Annotated in this window: 18 protein-coding genes; 10 read left to right on the top strand and 8 right to left on the bottom strand. The window is 71.5% G+C overall.

What is annotated here, in order from left to right; translation table 11 throughout:
* On the top strand, positions 1-1,089 hold a 1,089-nt coding region (locus ABT095_RS22245), incomplete at its 5' end, for a WXG100 family type VII secretion target (RefSeq protein WP_502884961.1).
* 6 nt (positions 1,090-1,095) lie between these two features.
* Positions 1,096-9,120: a WXG100-like domain-containing protein gene (locus tag ABT095_RS22240; RefSeq protein ID WP_350531208.1), complete on the top strand. Its 8,025-nt coding sequence runs from the start codon at positions 1,096-1,098 to the stop codon at positions 9,118-9,120.
* A 7-nt stretch (positions 9,121-9,127) separates the two neighbouring features.
* Here the strand turns inward: ABT095_RS22240 and ABT095_RS22235 are convergent, their stop codons facing one another.
* A complete protein-coding gene (locus ABT095_RS22235) occupies positions 9,128-10,159 on the bottom strand; it encodes a mechanosensitive ion channel family protein (RefSeq protein ID WP_350531207.1) in 1,032 nt (343 codons plus the stop codon).
* A gap of 152 nt (positions 10,160-10,311) precedes the next feature.
* Between ABT095_RS22235 and ABT095_RS22230 the strand changes: the two genes are divergently transcribed.
* Positions 10,312-10,650 (top strand): hypothetical protein, encoded by a 339-nt coding sequence (locus tag ABT095_RS22230; protein ID WP_350531206.1) that lies wholly within the window; start codon positions 10,312-10,314, stop codon positions 10,648-10,650.
* A 50-nt stretch (positions 10,651-10,700) separates the two neighbouring features.
* Here the strand turns inward: ABT095_RS22230 and ABT095_RS22225 are convergent, their stop codons facing one another.
* From ABT095_RS22225 to ABT095_RS22215, 3 genes are all read right to left on the bottom strand, one after another.
* On the bottom strand, positions 10,701-11,420 hold the full coding sequence (locus ABT095_RS22225) for a ricin-type beta-trefoil lectin domain protein (RefSeq protein WP_350531205.1): 720 nt from the start codon (positions 11,418-11,420) through the stop codon (positions 10,701-10,703).
* Between the two features lie 34 nt (positions 11,421-11,454).
* Positions 11,455-12,177 (bottom strand): RICIN domain-containing protein, encoded by a 723-nt coding sequence (locus ABT095_RS22220; RefSeq protein ID WP_350531204.1) that lies wholly within the window; start codon positions 12,175-12,177, stop codon positions 11,455-11,457.
* Positions 12,178-12,444: 267 nt separating this feature from the next.
* Positions 12,445-12,834, bottom strand: a complete 390-nt coding sequence (locus ABT095_RS22215) for a VOC family protein (RefSeq protein ID WP_350531203.1) — start codon at positions 12,832-12,834, stop codon at positions 12,445-12,447.
* Between the two features lie 190 nt (positions 12,835-13,024).
* On the opposite strand from ABT095_RS22215, the gene ABT095_RS22210 reads away from it, so the two are divergent.
* Genes ABT095_RS22210 through ABT095_RS22200 form a run of 3 tightly spaced genes read left to right on the top strand, consistent with a single transcriptional unit; the run spans position 13,025 to position 17,890 of the window.
* Entirely contained in the window at positions 13,025-14,326 is a 1,302-nt protein-coding gene (locus tag ABT095_RS22210; RefSeq protein WP_350531202.1) for a hypothetical protein, read from the top strand.
* A 31-nt stretch (positions 14,327-14,357) separates the two neighbouring features.
* The gene (locus ABT095_RS22205; protein ID WP_350531201.1) at positions 14,358-17,048 is read left to right on the top strand and encodes an alpha/beta fold hydrolase; all 2,691 of its coding nucleotides are present in this window, start codon (positions 14,358-14,360) and stop codon (positions 17,046-17,048) included.
* Complete coding sequence (locus tag ABT095_RS22200) at positions 17,045-17,890, top strand: ABC transporter permease (protein WP_350531200.1); 846 nt, start codon at positions 17,045-17,047, stop codon at positions 17,888-17,890. The genes ABT095_RS22205 and ABT095_RS22200 overlap by 4 nt, the downstream gene beginning before the upstream one ends.
* Here the strand turns inward: ABT095_RS22200 and ABT095_RS22195 are convergent.
* The gene (locus ABT095_RS22195) at positions 17,887-18,087 is read right to left on the bottom strand and encodes a DUF4287 domain-containing protein (protein ID WP_350531199.1); all 201 of its coding nucleotides are present in this window, start codon (positions 18,085-18,087) and stop codon (positions 17,887-17,889) included. The two genes, ABT095_RS22200 and ABT095_RS22195, sit on opposite strands and share 4 nt — an antisense overlap.
* Before the next feature lie 54 nt (positions 18,088-18,141).
* Here ABT095_RS22195 and ABT095_RS22190 point away from each other — a divergent pair, with 54 nt between their 5' ends.
* Both ABT095_RS22190 and ABT095_RS22185 read left to right on the top strand, forming a co-directional pair.
* A complete protein-coding gene (locus tag ABT095_RS22190; protein ID WP_350531198.1) occupies positions 18,142-18,762 on the top strand; it encodes a dienelactone hydrolase family protein in 621 nt (206 codons plus the stop codon).
* Positions 18,763-18,769: 7 nt separating this feature from the next.
* A complete protein-coding gene (locus ABT095_RS22185) occupies positions 18,770-19,159 on the top strand; it encodes a DUF3052 domain-containing protein (protein ID WP_350531197.1) in 390 nt (129 codons plus the stop codon).
* Positions 19,160-19,205: 46 nt separating this feature from the next.
* On the opposite strand, the gene ABT095_RS22180 is transcribed toward ABT095_RS22185, so the two are convergent.
* Together ABT095_RS22180 and ABT095_RS22175 are read right to left on the bottom strand one after the other, a co-directional pair.
* The gene (locus ABT095_RS22180) at positions 19,206-19,853 is read right to left on the bottom strand and encodes a response regulator transcription factor (protein ID WP_350531196.1); all 648 of its coding nucleotides are present in this window, start codon (positions 19,851-19,853) and stop codon (positions 19,206-19,208) included.
* Positions 19,838-21,073: a sensor histidine kinase gene (locus tag ABT095_RS22175; protein ID WP_350531195.1), complete on the bottom strand. Its 1,236-nt coding sequence runs from the start codon at positions 21,071-21,073 to the stop codon at positions 19,838-19,840. The genes ABT095_RS22180 and ABT095_RS22175 overlap by 16 nt, the downstream gene beginning before the upstream one ends.
* Positions 21,074-21,225: 152 nt before the next feature.
* Between ABT095_RS22175 and ABT095_RS22170 the strand changes: the two genes are divergently transcribed.
* Together ABT095_RS22170 and ABT095_RS22165 are read left to right on the top strand one after the other, a co-directional pair.
* Positions 21,226-21,672 (top strand): hypothetical protein, encoded by a 447-nt coding sequence (locus ABT095_RS22170; RefSeq protein WP_350531194.1) that lies wholly within the window; start codon positions 21,226-21,228, stop codon positions 21,670-21,672.
* A 155-nt stretch (positions 21,673-21,827) separates the two neighbouring features.
* Positions 21,828-22,475, top strand: a complete 648-nt coding sequence (locus tag ABT095_RS22165) for a DUF4232 domain-containing protein (protein ID WP_350531193.1) — start codon at positions 21,828-21,830, stop codon at positions 22,473-22,475.
* A gap of 63 nt (positions 22,476-22,538) precedes the next feature.
* Here ABT095_RS22165 and dnaE read toward each other — a convergent pair whose 3' ends face one another.
* Positions 22,539-26,087 (bottom strand): DNA polymerase III subunit alpha, encoded by a 3,549-nt coding sequence (dnaE, locus tag ABT095_RS22160; protein WP_350531192.1) that lies wholly within the window; start codon positions 26,085-26,087, stop codon positions 22,539-22,541.
* Positions 26,088-26,243: the final 156 nt, after the last annotated feature.

Below are 26,243 nucleotides of genomic sequence, written 5' to 3'. Positions count from 1 at the left end.
GACACGGTTCCGGCGCAGCATGTGAGCGCGGGGATGCCGTTGGGCGGGGATACGGTTCCGGCGCAGCATGTGAGCGCGGGGATGCCGTTGGGCGGGGATACGGTTCCGGCGCAGCATGTGAGCGCGGGGATGCCGTTGGGCGGGGACACGGTCCCGGCGCGCCATGTGGGCGACGGGGTGCCCTTCGACAGTGATGTGACTCCCGCTCATACGGTCGGGGGAGCCGGTTCGCCGGGGGGTCTGCTCGGGGACGGTGTCGAGCCTGCGCGGATGGTGCCGAAGGAGTCGGGGGTTCCGCTGAGTTCGGTGCCGGCGACGGCGGGTGTGCCGATGCATGATGCGTTCGGTGGGCCGGTGGAGCCTGCTCAGATGGTGCCGAAGGACGGGCTGTCGGCTGCGGTGCCGAAGGAGTCGGGGGTTCCGCTGAGTTCGGTGCCGGCGACGGCGGGTGTGCCGATGCATGATGCGTCCGGCAACCCGGTGGAGCCCGCCCAGATGGTGCGGAAGGACGGGCTGACGCCGGCGGAGTCGACGGAAGCGGGTGTCCCTTCGCGGGACCTGAACCGCACGCAGCCCGACTCGGTTGCCCGTAGTGCCGCTGCTCAGAACCAGCCCGCGGGCGGGAGTGGCGGCGGGGGAGGGGCAGGCCAGGGCTTCGAGGTCAACGCCGACCAGTACCGGGCTGCCATCAACCCGATCCTCGCCGCGATGGAGCAGCTCTCCGAGCTCGGCACCTCGCTGACCTCCTTCCTCACCAGCATGGAGTCGAACGCTCCTTGGGGGAAGGACGAGTCCGGCAAGAAGTTCTCCGAGGGGGAGAAGGGCTACCTGCACTACAGCGCCGAAAGCCAGAAGGGCGTGAAGTCCCTGGCGCAGGCGCTCGAGGGGGTCGCCGCGAACCTGAAGACGATGGCCGACGGCTACGACAGTTCCGAGCAGTTCTCCACCGGCGGCTTCGCCGGCGGCGAGGGCGGCTCCGGGGGCGGTCAGATCGGCGCGACCCCGCCGCCCACGTACACCCCGCCCGTCCACATCCCGGTTTCACCGAGCATCACGCTCCCTCACACGAGCACCAGCGGAAGGCACTGACCCACCATGGCTGTTGAACTCCCCGAGCCGCTTCAGTGGGTCCTGCTGCTGCTGGCCGGTACCCGTTGGCCCGAGGCCGACGAAGACCAGCTGCGCGCGATGGCCGACCACTGGCGCAAGACCGCTGACGGCATCGAACATGCCGCCCAGACCGCCGACACGGCGATGAAGAACGCCCTGGACGGCCAGAAGGGCACCGGTGCCGAGGCCGCGGCCCAGGGCTGGGCCAAGTTCACGACGGGCAAGGGCACCGAGGACGACCCCGGTTACTTCCCGGGCACGGTCAAGGCCTGCCGTGGCATGGGCGACATGCTGGAAGCCATGGCCAACTCGGCCGAGACCGCGAAGATCCAGATCGTGGCCCAGCTCGGCATCCTGGCCTTCGAGATCGCCACAGCAGAGGCGGAGGCCGTGGGCACGGCCGGTCTCTCGTTGCTGGAGATCCCAGCCATGATCGCCGCTGGGAAGGCGACCATCGGCGGCATCCTGAAGAAGCTGCTCCAGGAAGTCGCCATGCACGCGCTCAAGATGGCCGTCCAGATGGGTGCCATCAACCTGATGGCGCAGACCATCGAGCTCGCCGAGGGCCACCGCAAGAGCATCGACACGAAGGAGCTCGGCGACTCGTTCAAGGGCGGTGCTCTCTCCGGCGCGTTCGGCAACGTGCTCGGCAAGGGGCTGGGTGCGGCCGGTGGCAAGCTGCTGGGCAAGGGGATGGATTCGCTCGGCGCAAAGATGGCCCATGGCGCTGCGACCGGTGTCGGCACCGATGTCCTGACTCAGCTCACGCTGACCGGCAAGGTCGACTCCGGCAGCCTGCTGGGCTCCGGTCTCTCCGGCGGCGCGGGTGTGGGCCTGCACGCAGGTGCGCAGGGCGTCCGCGACCACTTCAACGGCCCGCCGAAGTTCGCGCCCGAGCACGGGATCGGCGATCCGGTGCCGCCGGGTGAGGGCGGCCGTCAGGACGGTCCCCCGCCGTCGACCCCGCACGGCGAGATCGGCGATCCGGTGCCGTCCGGTTCGGGCGGCCGCCAGGACGGCCCGCCGAGCAGCTCGGAGGGCAGCTCCGACAACAGCACCTACCACGGCCCTGACGGGGCGTCCGGCGGCGGGGAGCACAGCAACAACCTGGCCCCGTTCGGCTCGGACCGCCCGTCTTCCTCCTCCGGCGGCGGCTCCGACCTGGGCTCCAACCGTCCGTCCGAGCAGCCCTCGCACGAGCAGGCCTCGCACGAGCAGGCCTCGCACGAGCAGCCCTCGCACGAGAACCCGCCGTCCGAGCAGCAGTCGCACGACCGGCAGTCGCAGGACGGCCAGGACGACCGCCGGCTGTCCGCGAAGGAGGCAGCCAAGGCCGAGGGTCTGGACTACCTGGACGTCGACGACGATCCGCACGAGTCCACGGCCGGCCGCCACGACGGTCAGCACACCCCGGCCCCGGAGCCGGTGGCGCACGAGCCCAGCAACCAGGAGCACGTTGCGCCCTCGTACGACGAGACGTCGCACGGCGGACCGGAGGCCCAGCCGCCGCACGAGCAGGCGGGCCCTCGCCCCGAGGAGCACGCGAACCCCGACGTCCAGCAGCCGTCCCACGAGAGCCCGTCCCACGAGCAGCAGAGCCACGACGACGACGGGCCGCTGGAGTACCTGAACGTCGATGGCCCGAACCACGAGGAGACCGTCGCCGCCCCGCACGAGCAGCCTTCGCACGAGCAGCCGAGCACCCACCAGCCGGCCCCGGAGAGCGTCACCCACGAGGCTCCCGAGTACGTGCCGGCGAGCGGTCCGCACGAGTCCTCGGGCTCCTCCTCCGACGGCCCGGCCCCGAGCAGCGGCAGCCACAGTGGGGGCGGCGCTGTGCCGACCAACCCGCTGGCCGGCGCCCACCTGGGCACCGGCGCCAACCCGACCACCCACATCGACGGCGGCACCCGGGTGTCCTCCGCCCCGCCGCGTCAGAGCCCGGCGCCGGGTGACCATGTCACGCCCGACGGCGCCGTGCCGCCGACCGCCGAAGCGCCCGCCAACTCCGGTCAGCAGGCCTCCGTGCCGCCGCAGTTCGGCCCGGTACCACCGGCCGGTTCGGTGCCGCACGGCTCCTCCGGAACCGGTGGCGGCAACCACACCGCGCCCCGGCCGGAGACCACTGGGCCCAAGCCCGAGGCCTCGGCCCCGCGGCCGCGTACCGAGCCGGGCACCGAAGCCGGTGGCAGCCGCTTCCGCACCCAGGAGCAGCGCCGTCGCGAGCAGGAGCAGGAGCAGCGCCGGCACGAGTTCGCCACCCGCGAGCACACCACCCCTGAGACCCCGGTCGAGCCGAAGCGCGACGTGCCGACGATGGGTCAGGAGGAGCGTCTGCACACCCTCGGCAACCTCAAGCCCGAGGAGCGGCGCAAGCTCGCCACGGACAAGGAGTTCGTCGCCGAGCTGCGCAAGCACTCGACGCCGGACGAGTTCGCCCAGTCGGCCGCGCACCTGCTGGTCGAGGTCGACCCCCGTACGGTCCAGGGCGGCGCGTCCCGCCACGAGGCCCAGCAGCAGCTGGCCCGGATGCTGCGCAACCCCGATGTCGCCGAGCGGATGCTCCGGAACGGGGTGGAGGTCGTGGTCGTCCCCAAGGACGTCCGGATGACCGACGTGCCCGCGTTCGACCGCCTCAAGGGCAAGGGCGCCGAAGGTGAGTCCGGGCTGGGCCGCAGCTGGGACGACATCCGCGGCGTGAGTGACCGGAAGAAGGTGGCCATCACCGAGGAGAACCTGCTCGGCGAGAAGACCACCATCGGCAGGACCGGCAGTTTCGCGGACGGGTACTCGAGCACGACGCACGAGTTCGCCCACGCGATCCACAAGTACGGGCTGTCGCCCAGCGAGAAGCAGCTCATCACGGAGTCGTTCAACAACAAGCGCAGGAACGACTCCGACCGGACCGCCGAGTGGGCGGACGGGCCGCGCCAGGACACCAGGGGCCGGGACAAGGAGAACTACAGCTCCACCGACGAGAAGGAGTACTTCGCCCAGGTCACCAACTCCTACCTGTCGACCAACCACGGCAAGGACGCACTGACCGGCCAGGACCGCAACAACGGCTCCCACTGGGCCGGACAGCACGAGCAGGCCCTCCACCCGCTGCTGGAGCAGCTGTACGGCAAGGATCCGCTCGCCGCTCACACCGGCGGACGCGCCAACCCGGTCCACCACACCGAGGCGGTGTCCGGGGTCGGCGACTTCTTCCGCATGGCCGAGGGCCAGCACGAGACGCCCCTGCACGAGGCGCCCGACCACGAGAGCCAGCCGCACGAGAACGAGCCGCGCGAGAACGAGCCCCACGAGGGCCGGCCGCACGAGGGCCGGCCGCACGAGGACGCGGACTCCTCCGACGGACCCTCGCCCGCGCCGCCGACCAGCACCCCGCGGCCGGAGCTCGCGGAGGTCCCGGCCGGGAAGCGTCAGGAGATGCTCGACTGGGCCTTCAAGGAGCAGACGAAGACCAAGCTGGAGGACTGGCAGCACACCGGGGACGAGCAGCCGCCCACGGTGAAGATCCCGCTGGAGAACGGCAGCCACCTGGTCGTCTCCGAGCGGGGCGCCGACGGGCGCTACCCGGTGTCGGAGCACACGCCCCAGTTCGAGGAGGTCGCACCGCCCAAGGGCGGTAAGTCGGGCAAGAAGGGCGGCCAGCAGGCCCCGGAGCGCAGGCCGGCCCTCGACGAGAACGGCCAGCAGAAGTTCACGGTGAGGGAGCTGGAGCCCAAGACGGTCGACGAGCTGTTCGAGGGCAACCGGCGCCCGGAGACCGCGCACCCGACGGACGTGAACCTGAAGCGCCAGGACGAGAAGCTGGTCGAGACGATCGACCACAAGAGCAAGAACGGCACGACCGAGAAGCTCTACATGCACTTCGACCAGGAAGAGCACTCCTTCTCCCACTACTCCTTCGCCAAGGGCAGCAAGCCGGGCGAGGAGGTCGGCTCCCACATGACGGTCGACAACGCCCTGGCCACCCTGTTCGCGAAGCTGGGTCCGCCGGACGGGCGGCCGCGCACGCACGACAACGCGTCGCAGTTCCTCAACCACCGCGCCGAGTCGCAGTCCACCGACGCACCGCTGGACAAGTCGCACTACAACGGGATCCTGACGGGTGAGCACCACCTGGCCGAGGTCGACAACATGCACTTCTACGTGTCCGACCCCAAGGGCAAGAAGCCCAAGGGCTCGCGCGACCCGGGCGTGAACCTCAAGGAGTTCAACGACTTCGTGGACGTCTCCCTGGAGCACCTGGGCGCGAGCAAGGAGCTGCGGGACGTCATCAGCGGGTCGGCCGAGCGGGTGGCGGCCGGCGGGGAGATCGCGCACCCCGACGGCAAGCCGAACCCCCCGCTCCGGCCGGGCCACGTCAGGCGTGAGCTCACCGACATGATCGCCGATGAGGACCAGAAGCCCGAGTTCGCCCGGTTCGCCGCTCTGGTGACCGACCGGACCGGTGCGCGGGAGGTGCCGCCGCTGCTGGGCAAGCTGATGCGGGACCACAACGACACGATCGGCCTCACCCGCGAGGAGTTCAACCAGCTCGACCTCAAGAAGGTCCCCGAGGCGAGCAGGACGGCCGCCCAGGAGCACTTCGACGCTGCCGACGCCCGCCTGGCGAAGGCCAACGAGGAGCTCGCGGCCGCGAAGAAGGATGCTCAGACGGCCGCGGCCAACGCCAAGAAGTTCACCAAGGGCACGCCGGAGTTCGTGGAGCCCTTCCAGAAGTTCAAGACGGCGGAGAAGGCGTTCAACGAGGCCAAGGCCCGGGCCGACGCCGCCGCGCAGGACATGGAGTACCACTTCACCGCCGGGAACGGCACGGACCAGGTGCACCAGGCCATCGCCGAGCACCACTGGGACACCGTCAAGGAGTGGATCCGCGACCCGCTGAACACCCGGTCCGAGGAGAGCTCGTCGTCACCCGGTGACGACGAGCCGTCCGCCGCGCCCCCCGGTGACGACGATCTGCCGTCCCCCGCGCCGCCCGGCGAGGGTGAGCCGGTGAACGAGCGGAGCGGGGAGCGCAGCGCGCTGGAGAAGGCCGGTCTCGACCTGCGCGGTGAGCCGGACCGGGTGCTCGAGCGGCTGGAGCAGCGCTTCGGCGCGCCCGACGCCGGGTCGGCCGACCGGGTGCGGGAGGTGCTCGGGAGCGGTGGCAACTTCGACCAGGTGCTCGGCGCCCACCTGGGCCACGAGCTGCACTCGGACGGCAGCGGCGAGCTGGTGCACGCGATGCAGAACGGCGCCTCCGCCGACACGGTCAAGTACCTCTTCGGCGGCGCCGAGCGTACGCCCGAGGTGGACCGCCAGCTCGGCTCGCACCCCGACTGGGTGGAGCCGCGCGAGATGGGCCGCTGGCTCATGGGCAGCAGCATGCAGGACCGCAACGGGCCGATGGTCCGCCTGAACGAGGGCCTGGCCCACGGGGAGCACGGTGGCGGCTCGCTGCTCTACCTCGGTGGTGACGCCGACATCGAGCACGCGCTGTTCACCACCGGCACCAAGGACCTGACCATCGTCTCGACCGACCCGAACGTGCCGGACCGGACCCAGTTCCTGCAGAGCACGGGCGCCGTCATCAAGCAGAAGCTGGAGAGGTACGGCCCGGACCACAAGGTCACCGTCGAGCCGATCGGCCAGGACGGCACCCACTTCTCGGTCACGGACGCCAACAACAACCGCGTCATGGACGTGCGCTACCACGCCCAGACGTACGACGAGTTCCTGAAGGGCAGCGGCCCCGGCGCCGACAGGAAGTTCGACTTCCTGATGGAGAAGGACTCCTGGTTCGGCGAGTGGAGGGACGCCTCGGGCGCCCGGCTGAGCCAGTCCGACATCGTGCACCGGGTCGGTGACTCGCTCAAGGACGGTGGCCACTGGATCGGCGGCTTCGAGCCGGGTGCGAGCGCGGGCACCGACCGGCTCTTCCACGACCGGACGGGCGAGTTCACCACGCACGACCGGACGCACTGGGGCGGCCAGGAGTACCTGCACGTCCGGCAGCGCCAGGACCAGGCGGAGCTGCCGCACACCCAGCCCGACGACCCGGGCGTCCTGAACGCCTACGACATCGCGGACTCGGTCCTCAACGGGCATCCGAACGTCACGGACATGCCGGTGGCCGACTTCCATCAGTCGATCGTGAAGTCGGTGGCCGAGGACGCGCTCGCCTACCTCGAACCGGAGGACCGGCACACCGGCCCGGTCGCGGAGCGGCTGGCAGACTGGTTCGCGGGGCACGGCAACCCGCGCCCTGACCCGGCCGCCATCCGCGACGTCCTCGACCGCGCTCTCGCCCAGGCCGACAACCCGTCGCCCGCGCCGCCGACGGCTCCCGAGGAGATCCACCTCGACGGCTCGCACCCGGGCGGTGACGACCTGCCGTCCCCGCCGCCCCCGGGCCACCGGGAGGAGGCCGGCCCGCAGCAGCACGAGGACCAGCCGTCCCCGCCGCCGCCCGCCGGCCAGGGCCAGGAGCTCCGGTTCGGCCCGGTGCGGCCCGAGCACACGGAGCACGGGACGCCGCATGCCGAGCCCGAGCCCGAGCCCGAGCAGGGCAGCCGCAAGCGCGGGGCGGAGGGAGAGCCGGAGGCCAAGTTCCGGCGCACCGAGGCGTACGAGCGCACCACGCTGGTACGCGAGCAGCGCGGCCTCAAGCCGCCGACGCCCGAGCAGCGGCAGGCGGTCGAGCAGCTCACCGGCAGGCAGCCCTTCCCGGAGCCGACCGAGAAGCTGCTCAAGGCCGTCAACCCGCACGAGCAGAGCCTCGACGGCAGCAGCCTGCACAGCTGCCTGGAGGCGGCCGAGGCGCTGCGCGACACCCACTACGGGCGACCGCGTCCGTCGGACGTCCCGCTGACGGACCGTCCGGAGGCCGATGCCGCCTGGACGCTGCTCAAGCGGGCGGAGCCCCCGCGCTCCTTCGGCGACGGCAAGCACGGCATCGAGGCCCTGGTCAGGCAGGTCGAGGAGGGCGGCCCCGGCACCTTCTCCACCGTCCTGCTCGGCAAGCAGGGCAAGGAGGGCCACGCCCTCACCCTGATCCACGGCCAGGACGGCGTCCTGCGCTGGGCCGACCCCTCCACCGGCACGGTGCGGACCGTCCACGAGCAGCCGATCCCCCCGCGCTTCGGCAACAGCGACCACGTCTGGGCCGCCACCACGGGCCCGCACGAGGAGCACGTCCCCGGCGGGGTCCACGACCCGGCGATGTTCGGCGAGGACGCGCCCGAGTTCGGCATGGCAAAGAAGGACAAGCAGAAGAAGGACGAGGAGGCCTTCACCCCGTACGTGGCCGGCGACCCGGTGGCCGAGCAGCGCATGCAGGACGTGGAGACCGCGATGAAGCAGGGGCTGAAGGGCCGCCCGCTCGGCCTGGGCGGCAAGGACGGCACCCGCTACACCCGTGAGGACATACCCGGTGGGGACCCGGCCCCGATGTACCGGGCGATGACCAGGGCCGAGTTCGAGGGCCTCGCCACGGCCAGCTTCAAGCAGGGTCCGGCCTTCCAGGGCTTCTCGCCGACTCAGGAGTACTCGGAGGGCTACATCACCAACAAGTCCCGCGAGACGCACCTGATCGCGCTCTACCGGCCTGATTTCGTACCGGGCGGGGAGACCCGTCCGTCCGTCGGCGACATCTTCCTCGCCAACGGTGGCCGGGAGAAGAACGAGGACGGGATCACCTCCATCGGCGTCGGCAGGACCGCGGGTTTCAGCGCCGAGGTGAAGGGCGCGCAGAAGGAGCTCGACGGCTGGACGGAGAAGCTCGCCACGGCCCAGAAGGCGGTCACGACCGCGGAGGCGGACCTCGCCAAGGCGGACCCGAAGTTCCGCAAGCCCATCGAGAACCGCCTGAAGAAGGCGAACGACGCCGTGCTGGAAGCACAGGGGAAGATCGACGGCCTCCAGGGTGAACCGCTGCCGGACAGCGCGATCAGCGAGCTGAACGCGGCCATCGCGCGCGGAGACATCGCCTGGCAGCTGATGACGCTCAGGCAGTGACGACGTCTCACTCGCCCTCTCCCGTGCGGATGCGGGGGAGGGCGGTGGGGTGGGTGTCGCGCAGGTAGGCGACCAGGTGTTCGCGGACCTCGAAGCGCAGCAGCGCCGCCGCGTCCGGGGTCCGGGCCGTCATGGCGGCCCGGACCACCACGGTGGACGGGGTGGTGTCGGTGACCTGGAGGTGCCACTCCTGGCCGTCCCAGTGCGGGTTCTTGCCCAGGTGCCCGTGCAGGGCGGCACGCAGCTCGGGGACGGGCGTGGTGTGGTCCAGGTGGAGGGTGACCCAGGCGAGCAGGCCCGGGTCGCGGCGGGTCCAGTTCTCGAAGGGCTTGGAGACGAAGTAGGAGACCGGCACGATCAGCCGGCGGTAGTCCCAGAGCCGGACCACCAGGTAGGTGAGGGTGATCTCCTCGACCGTGCCCTGCTGGGCGTCGACCACCACGGTGTCCCCGATCCGGACGGTGTCGCCGAAGGCGATCTGCAGGCCGGCGAAGAAGTTGCCCAGCGCCGACTGGGCGGCGATGCCCGCGACGATGCCGAGGATGCCCGCCGAGGCGAGCAGGCTCGCGCCGACGGTGCGCATCGCGTCGAAGGTCAGCAGCATGACGGCGCCGGTCACCACCGCGATCAGCGCGCTGACCACCCGTCGGAGCACGCTGATCTGGGTGTGCACCCGCTGCAGCCGGGCGGCGTCCTCGGCCCGGCTCTCGAACCGGCTCTCGTACCGGCTGAGGAAGGCGACCAGCCCGGCTGCCACCACCCGGACGGTCAGCCAGCCGAGGCCCGCGATCAGGACGAGCAGCACCGCGTGGTGCAGCCCGTCGCCCTCGAGGCCGAGCAGCTTCTCGAGCGGACGGGCGGTGAGCAGCAGCGCCGCGCAGATGACCACCTGCAGCGGCACCCGGCAGCGCCGCAGCAGCGGCCAGACCCGGTCGTCCGGCCGCCGGACGGCGACCCGTTGCAGCGTCCGGTCGACGACCCAGCCCAGCGTGAGCGTGACGGCCAGGATGCCGAGCAGGGTGGTGAGCGGCCAGAACACGGTGCACCTCGACGGATCCGGGGGATTCGTACCCTAGCGCCCCGGTATATCCGGATCGTGGAGGCCGAGGCCACTCGAAAGAGTCAGTGTGCGACCGAAGTGGGGCGGGGAGACACCTGGCAGTACGTCAGCACCATTCACCAGGAGCATCGTTGAAGCGTTCCGTCGCATCCGCCGCCGTCCTCGCCGCCGCACTCGCCCTGCTGCCCGCCCTGCCTGCCGGGGCCGCCGGCCCGGCACCGGCCTCCTCGCGCCTCGCCGGGCTGGACTGCACGACCTGGATCCACAACAACGACCCGCTGCACGGTGGTGTCGACTGCTCCAACAACACCGATGGGACCATCACCTTCCACGCCGACATCACCTGCGGCTGGGCCCCGGACGTCACCGGCAACTCGGCGACCGTCGCCCCCGGCGAGGTCGGCGAGTCCTCCGGCACCTGCGCCTTCTACAGCACCGGGATCGGCCACATCGGCTGGACCGTGGAGTAGCAGGTCCGGGGCCCGGCCGCCGGAGTGACGGCCGGGCCCCGGGGGGTGGATCAGGCGGGGAGGTGCCAGACCTGGTTCGCGGCGCCGTCGCAGTCCCAGATCCCGGGCACCGTGCCGTTGGCGGTGTTGAAGCCCAGGACGTCGAGGCAGCGGCCGGACTGCGGGTTCAGGAGCGAGCCGTCGGCCCGCAGGCGCCACTGCTGCGCGCCGGTGCCGTTGCAGGGGTAGGTCTGCACCGGGGTGGCGTTGCCGGTCCGGCCGCCCTGGACGTCCAGGCAGTTGCCGAGGGCGCGGATGGTGCCGTCGGCGCCGACCTTCCAGGACTGGTTGACGTTGCCGAGGCAGTCCCACATCTGGGTCGGCGTCCCGGCGGCGGTGCTGCCGCCTCGCACGTCCAGGCACTTGCCGACGTAGCCGGTGATCTGGCCGACCGGGCCGGCCGGGACGGCGGGGCCGAACACGATGTCTCGCCAGGTCGGCGTTCCCCACGTGCACGCACCGGAGTTGGTGGTGTTGCCGGTGACCCAGCCGCTGAAGTAGGGGTAGTAGCTGTAGGTGTTGGTGTTCCAGTCGTAGGCGGAGCACTGGCCCGCGAGGGACCAGGTCTGCTGCGGGTCGAGGCCCGAGCAGGCCACGGTGTTGTAGCCCGTCCAGGTGCAGCTCCCGACGCCGCCCGGGCCCGGGGTGGCGGCGTTGGCGGCGGTGGGCGCGGTGAGGGCGGCGGCCCCGGCGAGCAGGGCGGAGGCGAGCAGCGTGGAGGTGCGGCGCACGGGGGGTCCTTTCGGAAGGGTGGACGGGGGGGCGTCAGGCGGGGAGGTTCCACTTCTGGTTGGCGGTGCCGAGGCAGTCCCAGAGCTGCATGCGGGCGCCGTTGGCGGTGGAGACGCCGGTGACGTCCAGGCAGCGGCCGGACTTGGTGTTGACCAGCGAGCCGTCGCCCCGGAGCTTCCACTGCTGCGAGATGGCGCCGTTGCAGTGCCACATCACCACGGGGGTGCCGTTGCCGGTGTTGCCGCTCTGCGGGTCCAGGCAGTTGCCGACGGCGCGGAAGGTGCCGTCGGCGCCGACCTTCCACCGCTGGTTGACGTTGCCGAGGCAGTCCCACGTCTGGGTCGGGGTGCCGTTGGCAGTGCTGCCCATCTGGACGTCCAGGCACTTGCCCACGAAGCCGGTGATCTGGCCGACCGGGCCGGCCGGGACGGCGGGGCCGAAGGCGATGTCGGACCACATCAGGGAACCCCACCCGCAGAACCCGCTGTTGCTGGTGTTGCCGGTGACCCAGTCGCTGTAGAAGGGGTAGTAGGAGGTCTGCTGGGTGTTCCAGTCGTAGGCCGAGCACTGGCCCGCGAGGGCCCAGGTCTGCATCGGGTCGAGGCCCGAGCAGGTGGCGGTGTTCAGGCCGGTCCAGGCGCAGCTGCCGACGCCGCCCGGGCCCGGGGTGGCGGCGCTCGCGCTGGTGGCGGGGGTGGCGAGGGCGGCAGCTCCGGCGAGCAGGGCGGCGGCGAACACGGAGGCGATGCGGCGCACGGGCCGTTCCTTTCGGGGGAGGAAACAGGTCTGCCCGCATGTGAAGCAATCGTGGTGACGTTGCGAAAATCTGTGCGGGCTGCGCGAAAGCCTTGGGCACAGGATGTTCATGGTCAACGAGCCGGGGTGAAGATCGCGCCATGGGTCCGTCTACGTACGGAGGGGAAGCGGCGCGGTACGCGACCGCCCCGGGCAGGTCCGGCGCGCGGCCGATCCGGCCGGATCGCTACCGTCCGGTTCCTGCCAGGGGCGGATCTTGACGGTGCGTCAGGCCGTCTCGGTGGCGGCCCGCTCGGCGGCACTGCGCTCGACGCAGAACTCGTTGCCCTCGATGTCGGCCATGACGACCCAGCCGGTGCCGTCGGGCCGCCGCTGGTCGTCCACCTGGGTGGCGCCGAGGGCGAGCAGGCGCTCGACCTCCTCGTCGCGGGTGCGGTCCTGCGGCTGCAGGTCGAAGTGGATCCGGTTCTTGACGGTCTTGGCGTCCGGGCCGGTGATGAAGAGCAGCTGGACGCCGTTGGAGCAGCTCAGCAGCGCCATCGGGTCCCCGGGGAAGTCGTCCTCGGCGAGCGAGCCGTCGAGCACCTGGGCCCAGAAGGAGCCGAGGGTGTAAGCGTCGGCGCAGTCGATGGTGGTGTGTCGTACGAGAGAGGCCATGCCCGCCACTATGGCCGAGCCCCGCACCCCCTGGCCATGCCTTTTGACGGCCGCCCTCGAGGTGGTGATCCGGTTGCCCGGAGGGGCAGAGTGTGGGGGTGGGGGGTTCGCGGTGGTGGGTGGTGGGTGGTAGTCGTAGTGGCTTCGTGTCGGGCCGTCAGGTGGTCCGCGGTACGAGGGAGCCTGACGGATGCACAGGAAGAGCACGGCCGGGAAGCTGCTGGTCGGTAGTGCGGCGCTGGTCTGTCTGAGCGTGTGCGCGGTGGCGGTGAGCACCGAGGCGGAGGGCTCGGTGGATCCGGCGGCCCCCGCGGTGTCGGTGGCTCCGGTGGTGCCTGCCGCAGCCGGGCCGATGCGGCTGAGCAGTCCGGACGGGGCGGTGACGGCCGCTGAGATCTCGTCGTTCCGCGGGTACGTGCAGGGGCTCGAGCCGGCCGCCGACAACATCGGCAACAACTGGGCCCAGGGGCACAGCGGCGAGGAGACCAAGGCGATGGGGGTGGTCTACGAGCTCGGCCACGACCGCCCGGTGCTGGACCGGATGATCGGCTACTGCGACGCCGTGCTCTCCGAGCGCAACGACCTCGCGCCCGCACCCGTCGGCCACCACGTGCTCTGGACCGGCAAGGCCGACCCCGCCTGGCCCAACGACGTGACCACCAAGCCGATCGGCACCGGCGGCGAACAGGGCGACCCCGTCGGCCACCTGGCCAACTGCGCCCGTCTGATCCTGCAGACGCCGGCCTTGGCCAAGGCCCCGGTGACCGGCGGCGACCCGCACAAGTACGGCGCGACCTACCTCGACCGGGCCAAGCGGTACGTCGCCGAGGCCGACACCGCCGTGGACCACCACATCCTGGCCCGGCTGCTCGACGTCTCGCGCGGCGGCAAGCAGTACTTCGCCGCCGACTCGCCGTACAAGGGCGGCCAGCCGGTGCCGTGGAACCAGCAGATGATGTTCGACTACGCCTTCCAGAACCTGGCGGTGGCGCACGAGCTGCTCGCGGACAGCCCGCAGCGGGTGAAGCGGTACGACCAGCTGGTGCAGGCCAGTGTGGACTGGTTCTTCAAGGCGGTCCGCACCTACACCGACGCCAAGGGGCACCCCGCCTACGACTGGGCGTACGCCCCGCTGGACGGGGGCAAGGAGGACAACGACCACGGCAGCCTGGACGCGGCCGGGCTCTACCGGGCCTACCTGAGCGGCCGGTACGGCATCACCGCGGCGAAGCTCGCCCCGCTGGCCAACACCTTCGCGGACGTGATGACGAAGGGCGCCGGCCACTACGCGGGCCGGATCGACGGTACGGACGGCTCCGGCAACAGCGCCCCGACGACCTACGTCCGCAGTGGCTGGCTCCTGACGGCCGAGTTCCGCCCGGACGTCTACCACGCCTGGCTCGCGGTCGACCTCCCCGGCAACACCACCACAGCGGTGGACCGCTTCTCCCGAGCCCTGCTCGTGAAGAGCCGCCGTTCCCCGCGCCCCTGAATCGTTCGAGCCCCAGGTATGGTCGGTGACCATGAGACTGGGTGGGCTGCTGCGGCGTCGGTGGCTGGTCGGGTTGGTCGTGCTGGCGGTGGCCCTGGTCGGGGTGGTGGTGGCCGTCGGGCGGGGGCAGGCGGCCGCGGTGCGGGAGGAGGACCGTTTCCTCAGCATGCCCGAGGTGCCCGGGAGCAGCGCGACGGTGAAGATCGACACGGCGTTCTTCACGACGGGCAGTACGCCGCGGCCCGCGATCCTGCTGGCCCACGGCTTCGGCGGCAGCAAGGACGGCGAGGCCGACCGGGCCCGGCAGCTGGCGCGGGCGGGGTACGCCGTGCTGACCTGGTCGGCGCGGGGTTTCGGGCACTCGACCGGGCAGATCGGGCTGGACGCACCGGACCGCGAGATCGCGGACGTGAAGCACCTGGTCGACTGGCTGGCCCAGCGGCCCGAGGTGCAGCTGGACGGGCCCGGCGACCCGCGGGTGGGCATCACCGGCGCGAGCTACGGCGGCGGCGCCGCGCTGCTCGGGGCCGCGTACGATCCGCGGATCGACGCCGTGGCCAGCCAGATCACCTGGTGGAACCTGGCCGACGCGCTCTTCCCGCAGGCGGCCGGCGACTCCGACGGGGTGTTCAAGAAGCTCTGGGCCGGCATCTTCTTCACCACCGGCTCGGCCGGCGATCTGACCGGGCCCCGGAAGGCGGCGGCCGGCCCGCCCGGTTGCGGCCGGTTCCTGGACGAGCTGTGCGCGATGTACGACCGGGTCGCCACCGCCGGGCGGCCGGACGCCGCCGCCGTCCAGCTGCTGACCCGCTCGAGCCCGTCCTCCGTCGCCGACAGGCTGAACAAGCCCACCCTGGTGATCCAGGGCCAGCAGGACTCGCTCTTCCCGCTCGACCAGGGCGACGCCATCGCCAAGGCGGTGGCCAGGACCGGCGCGCCCGTCGCGGTGGACTGGTTCGCCGGCGGCCACGACGGCGGCACCGAGGGCAGCGAGCGCACCGACGCCCGCGTCACCGCCTGGTTCGACCACTACCTGCGGCAGAAGGGCAACGACACCGGCCCGGCCTTCCGCGTCACCCGTACCGGCGGCGTCGACTCCACCGGCTTCCAGGCCGTCCTGCGCGGCGCCGACTCCGACGACTACCCCGGCCTGGGCGGCACCGCCACCCGTACGTACCCGCTGACCGGCGGCGCGCAGACCGTCAGCAACCCGCCCGGCGGCGCCCCGCCGAACATCTCCGCCCTGCCCGGCATCGGCGGCGCCCTCTCCCAGGCAAGCGCCCTCGGGGTGGGGTTGAGCATCGACTTCCCCGGCCAGTACGCGAGCTTCGACTCGGCGCCGCTCGCCGAGCCGCTCCAGCTCACCGGCGCCCCGACGGTGCGGCTGCACGTCAGCGCCGACCGGCCGGACGCCGTGCTGTTCGCCAAGCTGTACGACCTGGCGCCGGACGGCAAGCAGAGCCTGCCGCAGCAGCTGGTCGCGCCACTGCGGGTGACGGGCAGCCAGGACGTCACCGTCCGGCTGGCCGCCGTCGACCACGCCTTCCCCGCCGGGCACCGGCTGCGGCTGGTGGTGGCCACCACCGACCTCGGGTACGCCTCCCCGGCCGAGCCGGCCACGTACAGGATCTCCGTCAGCGGCGAGCTCACCGCGCCGACGGTGGCCCAGCTGCGCACCGAGGCCGCCCCGCTGCCCGCCCGGGTCTGGCTGCTGCCGCTGCTCGCCGTGCTGGTCGGGGTCGCCCTGCTGGCCGGACGGCGGCGCAAGACCCCGGCGCCGGATCCGGAGCTGGCCGAGGTGCCGCTGCGGATCACCGGGCTGACCAAGCGCTACCGCAAGGCGGCCGACCGGTACGCGGTGCGGGAGCTGTCCTTCGAGGTCGAGAAGGGCCAGGTGCTCGGCCTGCTCGGGCCCAACGGCGCGGGCAAGACCACCACGCTGCGGATGCTGATGGGCCTGATCCGGCCCGACGCGGGCGAGATCCGGCTGTTCGGGCACGCCGTGCGGCCGGGCGCGCCGGTGCTCTCCCGGGTCGGCGCCTTCGTGGAGGGCGCGGGCTTCCTGCCGCACCTGACCGGCCGGGCCAACCTGCACCTGTACTGGGAGGCCACCGGCCGCCCCGCCGAGGACGCCCACTTCGACGAGGCGCTGGCCATCGCCGACCTCGGCGAGGCACTGGAGCGGGCCGTGCGCACCTACTCCCAGGGCATGCGGCAGCGCCTGGCCATCGCCCAGGCCATGCTCGGCCTGCCCGATCTGCTGATCCTGGACGAGCCCACCAACGGGCTGGACCCGCCGCAGATCCGCGAGATGCGGGAGGTGATGATCCGTTACGCCGCCGAGGGCCGCACGGTGATCGTCTCCAGCCACCTGCTCGCCGAGGTCGAGCAGAGCTGCACCCACCTGGTGGTGATGGACCGTGGGCGCCTCGTCAGCGCCGGCCCGGTGGCCGAGATCGTCGGCCACGGCGAGCAGCTGCTGATCGGCACCCCGGCCGCGTACGGCCCCGAGCAGCTCGCGGCCGCCGCCGAGAAGGCGGCCGAACTGCCGGGCGTCGGATCGGTCGTGGTGGCCGAGCGCGGTCTGCTCGTCCAGCTCGACGGCCTGCCCGCCAGCCGGCTGGTGGCCGAGCTGGTCGCCCTCGGGGTGCCCGTCGAGTCCGCCGGGCCGCACCGCCGCCTGGAGGACGCCTTCCTCTCCCTGATCGGAGGTACGGCATGAGTGCCGCCGCTGCTCCCGGCTACCGGGCCGGTCGTACGCTGCCGCTGCGGGTGGAGGCCGTCCGCCAGCTGCGGCGGCGCCGGACGATGGTGATCGGCGGGGTGCTGGCCGCGCTGCCGGTCATCGTGCTGATCGCCTTCCAGATCGGCGGGACGCCGAGCCGGCCCGACCGGACCACCTTCATCGAGCTGGCCACCGCCTCGGGCCCGAACTTCGCGGCCACCCTGCTCTTCATGGGCACCGGCTTCCTGCTGGTCATCCCGGTCGCGCTGTTCTGCGGGGACACCGTGGCGGCCGAGGCCAGCTGGTCCTCGCTCCGCTACCTGCTGGCCGCCCCGGTGCCCCGGGCCCGGCTGCTCGCGCGCAAGTTCACCGTCGGCCTGGCCTTCTCTGCGGCGGCGATCGTGCTGCTGCCCCTGGTCGGCCTGGCCGTCGGCACGGCCGCCTACGGCTGGGGCGACCTGCGGCTGCCGACCGGCGCGAGCCTGCCAGCCACCCAGGCCGTCCCCCGGCTGGCCCTGGCGGTGGTCTTCGTCTTCCTGAGCGAACTCGTCATCGCCGCGCTCGCCTTCTGGCTCTCCACCGCCACCGACGCCCCCCTCGGCGCCGTCGGCGGAGCCGTCTTCCTCTCCATCATCACCGGAGTGCTCGACGCCATCACCGCCCTCGGCTCCCTGCGCGAGTGGCTGCCCGCCCACTGGCAGTACGCCTGGGCGGACGCACTCCAGCCCCAGCTGGAGTGGGGCGGCATGCTGCAGGGCGCCTCGCTCTCGGTGTCGTACGCGATGGTGCTCCTGGCACTCGCCTTCCGGGGCTTCGCCCGCAAGGACGTCGTCTCCTAGGCCTTCAGGGCGTGGGCGACCAGCGCGTTGGCGTGGCCGTGGCCGAGGCCGTGCTCGGTCTTGAGCCAGGCGACGAGCTCCATGTGCTTGGTCAGCGGGGAGGAACCGATCAGCTCGAGCCAGTCGGCGACCGGGCGGCCGTACTTCTGCTCGATGGACGGGAAGTAACTCGCGGGGCCCTTCACGGAAGTGGTCATGGCCCCATGCTGCCCGGCCCCACTGACAGTGCCGGTGGGCTCCGATGAGCGATGATGGGAGTTCAGCAGCCCGACCGAAGGAAATGCCCCGTGGCCCAGATCGTCCTCTTCCACTCCGCCTACGGCCTGCGGCCCGCCGTGCACGCCGCCGCCGAGCGCCTGCGCGGGGCCGGGCACCAGGTGCTGGTACCGGACCTGTTCGACGGGAAGGTGTTCGACAGCGTCGAGGAGGGCCAGGCGTACCAGGACGAGGTCACCACGGACGAGCTGCTGCGGCGGGCCGTGACGGCCGCGGTGCCGCTGCTCGCACCGGGGCTGCCGCCAGTCGTCTACGCCGGGTTCTCGCTCGGCGGAGCGCTCGCGCAGAACCTCGCGCTGGCCGACGAGAAGGCCGCCGGGCTGCTGCTCCTGCACGGCACCTCGGACATCCGGGACGACGCCGCGACCTCGGTGCCGGTCCAGCTGCACGTGGCCGAGCCGGACCCGTTCGAGACCGAGGACTGGCTGAACACCTGGTACCTGCGGATGCTGAAGATCGGCGCCGACGTCGAGGTCCACCGCTACCGCGGCGCCGGCCACCTCTTCACCGACCCCGACCTGCCCGACTACGACGCCGAAGCCGCCGAGGCCACCTGGGCGGGCACCCTCGACTTCCTCGCCGAACTCGACGGCTGACACCCCGATGGCCGGCTACTCCGCCACCCCGCTGCCCCGCAAGCTCGGCATCGGGCCCGACAGCGAGGTGGTGGTGATCGGCGGCGACCCGGGGCTCGACCTGCCCGTTCGACACACCCTGGGCCCGTTCGACGTCGCCGTCTGGTACCCGGCCGACCGGGCCGAGCTGACATCCCGCCTGGCGGAGTTCCGTGCCGTGATGCGCCCCGCCGCCGGCCTCTGGATCGCCTGGCCGAAGAAGGCCTCCAAAGTCCCCACTGACCTCGGCGAGGACACCATCCGCGAGGTAGCCCTCCCCACCGGCCTGGTCGACAACAAGGTCTGCGCGATCGACGCGACCTACAGCGGACTGCGCCTGGTCATCCGCCGCGAACTCAGGCCCGCCGGCGGCAGGTGAGACACCACTTCAGCGGCGCGGGGAACTGGCCCAGTGCCGGGAGGGGTCAGGACTGGTGGAGGTAGGTGAGCACCGCCCGGACGCGGCGGTTGGTGTCCTGGTCGTCGTAGACGCCGAGTTTGCCGAAGAGGGAGGTGGTGTACTTGCCGACCGCGCTTTCGCTGAGGAAGAGGCGGCGGCCGATGGCGGCGTTGGAGAGGCCCTCGGCCATCAGGCCGAGCACCTCGTGCTCGCGCTCGGTGAGCTTTGCCAGGCCCCGGCTCGGGGAGCCGGCCGAGAGGAGTTTGGCGATGACGGCCGGGTCCATCGCGGTGCCGCCGGCGGCGACCCGCTCCAGGGAGTCCATGAACTGGTCGGCGTCGAAGACGCTCTCCTTGAGCAGGTAGCCGATGCCGCCCGAGCCGTCGGCGAGCAGCTCGCGGGCGTAGAGCTGCTCGACGTGCTGGGAGAGGATCAGGATCGGCAGGCCCGGGATCTCCTGGCGGGCCGTCAGTGCGGCGCGAAGGCCTTCGTCCGACTGGGTCGGCGGCATCCGCACGTCGATCACCGACACGTCCGGGCGGTGGGCGCGCAGTGCCTCCAGCGTCTCGGGGCCGGTGCTCGCGGTGGCCACCACCTCGTGCCCGCAGGCCTCGATCAGGTGGACCAGGCCGTCGCGCAGCAGGAAGAGGTCTTCGGCTACAAGGATTCGCATGGCACCATCATGGTCGCTCGGGTCGGCCCACCGGGCGGGCTGCTGAGATCCAGGGTGCCGTCGAAGGCGGCCAGGCGCCGCCGCAGCCCGGAGAGCCCGCTGCCGGGCCCGGCCTCGGCCCCGCCGCGGCCGTCGTCCTCGACCGTCACCACCAGGGCGGTGTCGTCCCGGACGAGTGAGATCCGGGCCTTGGCGGCCCCGGCGTGCTTGACGGCGTTGGTGAGCAGCTCGGCGATGCCGAAGTAGAGGGCGGACTCGATCGGCGGGTCCAGCCGGAGCTTGCCGGTGGCGGTCACGGTCACGTCCAGCGGGTGGTCCAGGGCGAGCGCCCGGACGGCGTCCACCAGGCCGCGTTCGCTGAGCACCGGCGGGCTGATGCCCCGGACCAGCTCCCGCAGTTCGGCCAGTGAGGCGGCCGCGCCGGCCTGGGCGTCCCGGATGAGTGACTTGGCCCGCTCCGGGTTGCTGTCCATCAGCCGCAGCGCGGTGGCGAGCGAGAGGCCGAGCGCCACCAGCCGGGCCTGGGCGCCGTCGTGCAGGTCGCGCTCGATCCGGCGGATCTCGGCGGCCTGGGCGATCGTCACGTCCGCGCGCTGGGCGGTCAGCTCGTCCACCCGCTCGGCCAGCGCCATCGCGGGGGAGGGCCGCAGGAGGCGCAGCGCGACCGGCTTGACGGCCCGCCAGGCGTACGGGGCGGTGGCCAGCGCGAGCACCGGTCCGGCGACCGTGCCGGCCGGCCAGTACGCGGCGGCGGCCAGCGCGGCGAGCGGGACGGCGGCGACCAGGCCCGCCGTGAACGGGGCGAGCAGGGCGAAGCGCAGGTCGCGCCAGATCGCCGGATCGCTCCAGCGCAGCCGCATCCGCTGGTCGGCGACGGCCTCCCAGCGGGTGCGCTCGTAGGAGAAGCCGTTCCACCAGTAGCCGGTGGAGAGTTGGGTCACCGGGCCGGCCTGCCGGTACCCGGCGGGGATCTCGGTGCCGGTCCAGCGGGCGACCAGGGCGCGCACGCCCCGGCAGACCGGGCGGGCCAGGGCGAAGGTGCCCACGGCCGTGATCAGTACCGGTGCCAGCCAGGACCACGGGTTCGCCGGGCCGGACAGCACGCCCAGCCCCACCGCCCCGGCCCACAGCGCGGCGGGCAGCAGGCACACCGCCGCACCGGCGCAGGCCCGGACGAAGCCGACGGCGGCGCTCGCGAGCCAGGCTCCCAGGTGTTTCATCGTTTCCGTCCTCCGCTCGTCGGGTCGCACTCCTACTCTGCCCGGTGCACCACCCCACCCTGTCGGCTGCGCCCGGGGAGTAGGGGTAGCCCCACCCCTATGTACGCCTGGACGCATACCGACGGGCTCGGGAGCTCCGTAGCGTCTGAGGCATGGAAAACACGACTGCAGTTCTCGACAACGCCACCACCGCCGCTGCCTTCGACTCCCGCACCCACGCCGTCTTCGCCGCGGCGAAGCAGAGCCTCAAGATCTACGCCGGGTTCGGCGTCGCCGGGATCCTGGTGGTCCTCGCGGTCGCGCTGAGCGGCCAGACGGTCATCCCGTTCATGTGGGTCCGGGCAGCGCTGCTGCCTGTTGTGGCCCTGATCCTGCTCCGGATGGTCGGCAAGGCCGAGGCGGGCTCGCGCCAGTCCTACGACCGGATCGCCAAGCTCACCCTGGTCATGCCGATCGCGATCGTCGGCGTCGACCTGATCCCCGGGGTCTGCCCGCTCTGGTTCGCCGGACTGCAGGCCGTCTGTGTACTGCCGGTGGTGCGGGTGGCGATCCTCGCCCACGGCGCGGTGCTCAAGGCCGCCTTCCCGAAGGCCGCCTAGCCATCTGACCAGCAACTTCGTGACAAGGCCGGGACACCTTCACAGGTTCGTCCCGGCCGTCGGCATTGGCTGGACGGGCCGGATCGGGCCGTGTGACGCTTCTGCTGCAGCGCGGCTGGATCGCCGCGCACCACCACTCTCGGGGAGTTCTTTAGATGCGTGTTCAGCGGGCTTTGGCGGCAGGTGCGGTGCTGGTCGTGACGGGCCTGACCCTGACGGCCTGCCAGGACGACGCCGGCACCCCGGCCAAGGCGGCCGCCGCCCCTTCGACCGCGTCCGCTCCCGCCGCCGCGCCGTCCGCCCCCGCCGCCCCCGCCGCTCCCGCCGCCGCGTCCGCCCCGGCCGCCGCCCCGGCCTCGGGCACCAAGGCCCCGGCCGGTGGAGCCGTCGCCGCCTGCACCACGGCCAACCTGATCCCCGACGTCTCGGTGAGCTACGCCAAGCCGCCGCTGCCGGACCTGTCCGCCGTCACCGTCTCCCTGGTCAACAAGGGCGACACCTGCACCCTGAGCGGCTTCCCCGGGGTCGACCTGGTCACCAGCGAGGGCGCCACCTCCGTGCCCCGTGGCCGGGACCAGGCCGCCACCGTGACGCTCGCCAAGGCCCAGGGCGTGATGGCCACGGTCTGGTACCGCGCCGCCCCCAAGGGCCACACCGGGGCCAAGGTCACCACCATGACCGTCACCCCGCCCGGTGAGACCCACCCGGTCAAGCTGACCTGGCCCGGCACCGAGCTCGCCGCCGGCGCCGACGCCCGCGGCACCGACACCCTCTTCGTCAGCACGGTGGTCCGCCACGGCTGACCCCGCTTCAGCAACGGCGAACGCCCCCGGCCGCATCGGCCGGGGGCGTCCGTCATGTGGTGGTCAGACCGTCCAGGCGGAGGGGCCGAGGAGGGTCTTGATCTCGCTGGCGAAGGCGGTGTTGTTGTCGACCAGGAAGCCGAGCTCGTAGAGCACGTCCTTCTGGCGGCTGGTGGTGAGCAGTCGGACTGGCACGTCGCCGGGGTGGGCCTTGAGCGAGCGCTTGAGCTCGCGGACCACCTTGGCGTCGACCTTGGCGGCCTGCATGGTGATCTGGATGGGCGGCTTGCCGCCGTGCTCGGCGGAGGAGATGTCGAGGGTGGTGATCTCCTGGCCGAAGATGCTCAGGGACCCGTCGCGCTCGTTGAGGCGGCCGCGGGCGGAGATGACGTTGTCCTCGACCATCTGGTCGGCCATCAGGTTGTAGGTGGCCGGGAAGAAGAGGACTTCGACCGAGCCGTCACGGTCGGCCAGCGTGATGATCGCCCAGGCGTTGCCGGCCTTGTTGATCCGGCGGTCCACGTTGGTGATCAGGCCGGAGAGCCGGACTTCGCCTTCGGTGCGGCCGGAGCCGAGGAGTTCGGCGATGGAGATGTCCCGGTTGCGGGCCAGGATGTGCTCGGCGCCGTCCAGCGGGTGGCTGGAGACGTACAGGCCGAGCATCTCCCGCTCCAGGCTGAGGAGTTGCTTGCGCGGCCACTCACGGTCGGTCAGCTCGAAGTCGAGCCCGATCGCGGGGGCGTCGGCCCCGGTGTCGAGGGCGCCGAAGAGGTCGTCCTGCCCGATGGCCTGCTGCTTCTTCAGGCCGGTGACGGCGTCGATCGCGTTCTCGTGCACCGCGACCAGCGACTGCCGGGTGTGCCCGAGCGAGTCGAAGGCGCCGGCCTTGATCAGCGAGTCGATGGTGCGCTTGTTGCAGGCGACCAGCTCGACCTTGTCCAGGAAGTCGGCGAAGGAGGTGTACTTGCCCTTCTCCTTCCGGGTCTTGATCAGCGACTCGATGACGTTCACGCCGACGTTGCGGACGGCCTTCAGGCCGAAGCGGACGTCGGAGCCGACGGCGGTGAAGTCGACCACGGACTCGTTGACGTCGGGCGAGAGGATCTTGATGCCCATCTGGCGGCACTCGGCCAGGTAGACGGCCATCTTGTCCTTGTCGTCCGCGACGGACGTGAGCAGGGCGGCCATGTACTCGGCGGGGTAGTTCGCCTTGAGGTAGGCCGTCTGGTACGAGACCAGGCCGTACGCGGCGGAGTGCGATTTGTTGAACGCGTACCCGGCGAACGGGACGAGCACGTCCCACACCGCCTGGATCGCCTCGTCCGAGTAGCCGCGCTCCTTGCAGCCCGCGTGGAAGGGGACGAACTCCTTCTCGAGGACTTCCTTCTTCTTCTTGCCCATGGCCCGGCGGAGCAGGTCGGCCTGTCCGAGCGAGTAGCCGGCCAGCACCTGGGCGGCTCGCTGCACCTGCTCCTGGTAGACGATCAGACCGTAGGTGGGGCCGAGGACCTCCTTGAGGGGCTCCTCCAGCTCCGGGTGGATCGGGACGATCTCCTGCTGCGCGTTCTTGCGGAGCGCGTAGTTGGTGTGCGAGTTCATGCCCATCGGGCCCGGCCGGTACAGCGCCGAGACGGCGGAGATGTCGGCGAACTCGGTGGGCTTCATCAGCTTGAGCAGGGCACGCATGGGGCCACCGTCGAGCTGGAAGACGCCCAGGGTGTCGCCGCGGGCCAGCAGCTGGTAGGTGGTCGGGTCGTCGATCGGGATCTTCTCGATGTCGACGTCCACGCCCCGGTTGGACTTCACGATCTTGATGCAGTGATCGATGATGCCCAGGTTCCGCAGACCCAGGAAGTCCATCTTGATCAGACCCATGGCTTCGCACGACGGGTAGTCGAAGCCGGTGATGATCACGCCGTCCTTGTCCCGCATGTGCAGCGGGATCAGTTCGAGCAGCGGGGTCGAGGAGAGGATGACGGCCGCCGCGTGCACGCCGGTGCCGCGGATCAGGCCCTCGATGCCGAGGCCGGTGTCGATGATCTTCTTGACGTCCGGCTCGTTGGCGTACATGTTGCGGATCTCGGTGCCCTCGTTGTAGCGAGGGTGCTTCTCGTTGAAGAGATCCGCCAGCGGCACGCCCTTGCCCATCACGTCCGGCGGCATCGCCTTGGTGATGCGGTCACCCATCGAGAAGGGATAGCCGAGGATGCGGTTGGCGTCCTTGACGGCGGCCTTGGCCTTGATGGTGCCGAAGGTGTTCACCTGCGCGGTGTACGCGGCGCCGTACTTCTCGGTGACGTAGCGCACCATCTGGTCGCGCTGGCGGTCGTCGAAGTCGATGTCGACGTCCGGGGGGTTGATGCGCTCGGGGTTGAGGAAGCGCTCGAAGAGGAGGTCGTGCTCCAGCGGGTCGAGCTGGGTGATGCCGGTCAGGTACGCGACCATCGAGCCTGCCGCCGAACCACGGCCGGGGCCGACCGGGATGCCGTTGTCCCGACCGTACTGGCAGATGTCGGCGACCACGAGGAAGTACGCGTCGAAGCCCATGGGCGTGATGACGCCCATCTCCAGCTCGACGCGGTCGAGCACCTCCTGGCTCGGGTTGTCGCCGTACCGGTGCTGGAGGCCGGCCGCGATCTTCTGCCGCAGGAAGGAGGCCTGGGTCTCGCCCTCAGGCACGTCGAACTGCGGCATCCGGTCGACGTAGTCGAAGACCTCCTTGTACGAGCCGATCCGCTCGCCGATCTCCAGCGTGTTGGAGCACGCCTCCGGGAGGTCGCGGAAGAGTTCGCGCATCTCCTCCGGGGTCTTGATGTAGTAGCCGGAGCCGTTGAACTTGAAGCGGTTCGGGTCGTCCTTGTTCTTGCCCACGCCGACGCAGAGCAGGCTGTCGTGGGCGTCCGCCTGGTCGGCGGTGACGTAGTGCGAGTCGTTGGTCGCCAGCAGCGGGATGTTCAGCTGCTTGGCGAGCTGCAGCAGGCCGTCGCGGACGTCGCGCTCGATGGACAGGTCATGGTCCATCAGCTCCAGGAAGTAGTTCTCCTTGCCGAAGATGTCCTGGTACGCGGCGGCGGCCTTGACGGCCTCCTCGTACTGGCCCAGCCGCAGGCGGGTCTGCACCTCGCCGGAGGGGCACCCGGTGGTCGCGATGATGCCGGTCGCGTTGGCGGCGATCAGCTCGCGGTCCATCCGGGGCTTCATGTAGTAGCCCTCCATCGACGCGAGCGAGGAGAGCTTGAAGAGGTTGCGCAGCCCGGTCGCGTTCTCGGCCCACATGGTCATGTGGGTGTACCGGCCACCACCGGAGACGTCCTTGCCGCCCTCACCGTCGGTGTTCGACGGGCGCTGCCCGCCGGGCGACCAGAAGACCGGCTTCTTCTCGAACCGCGAGCCCGGCGCGACGTACGCCTCGATCCCGATGATCGGCTTGACGCCGGTCTTCTGGGCCGCGTGGTAGAACTCGTACGCACCGAACATGTTGCCGTGGTCGCTCATCGCGATCGCGGGCATGCCCTGCCGTTCGGCCTCCGCGAAGAGCTTGCCGTTCTTCGCGGCCCCGTCCAGCATCGAGTACTCGGTGTGCACGTGGAGATGGACGAAGCTGTCGGCCACGGGGCGCTGCTCCTCGGGGTGGGGGTCGGACTGAAGCGTCCACCCTAACGCGGTGAGACCCCCGGACGGAGCAGCGGCTGCTGGTGTCCGGGGGCCTCCTGAGCCGTGCCTGGTCAGGTGGTCACTGCTGGGGGAGGTAGTAGCCCTCCTGGTCCA

Origin of the sequence: Kitasatospora sp. NPDC002227, from assembly GCF_040296285.1 — a bacterium.
In the GTDB taxonomy this organism is placed as follows: domain Bacteria; phylum Actinomycetota; class Actinomycetes; order Streptomycetales; family Streptomycetaceae; genus Kitasatospora.
This window is presented reverse-complemented; position numbering and strand designations above follow the sequence as displayed.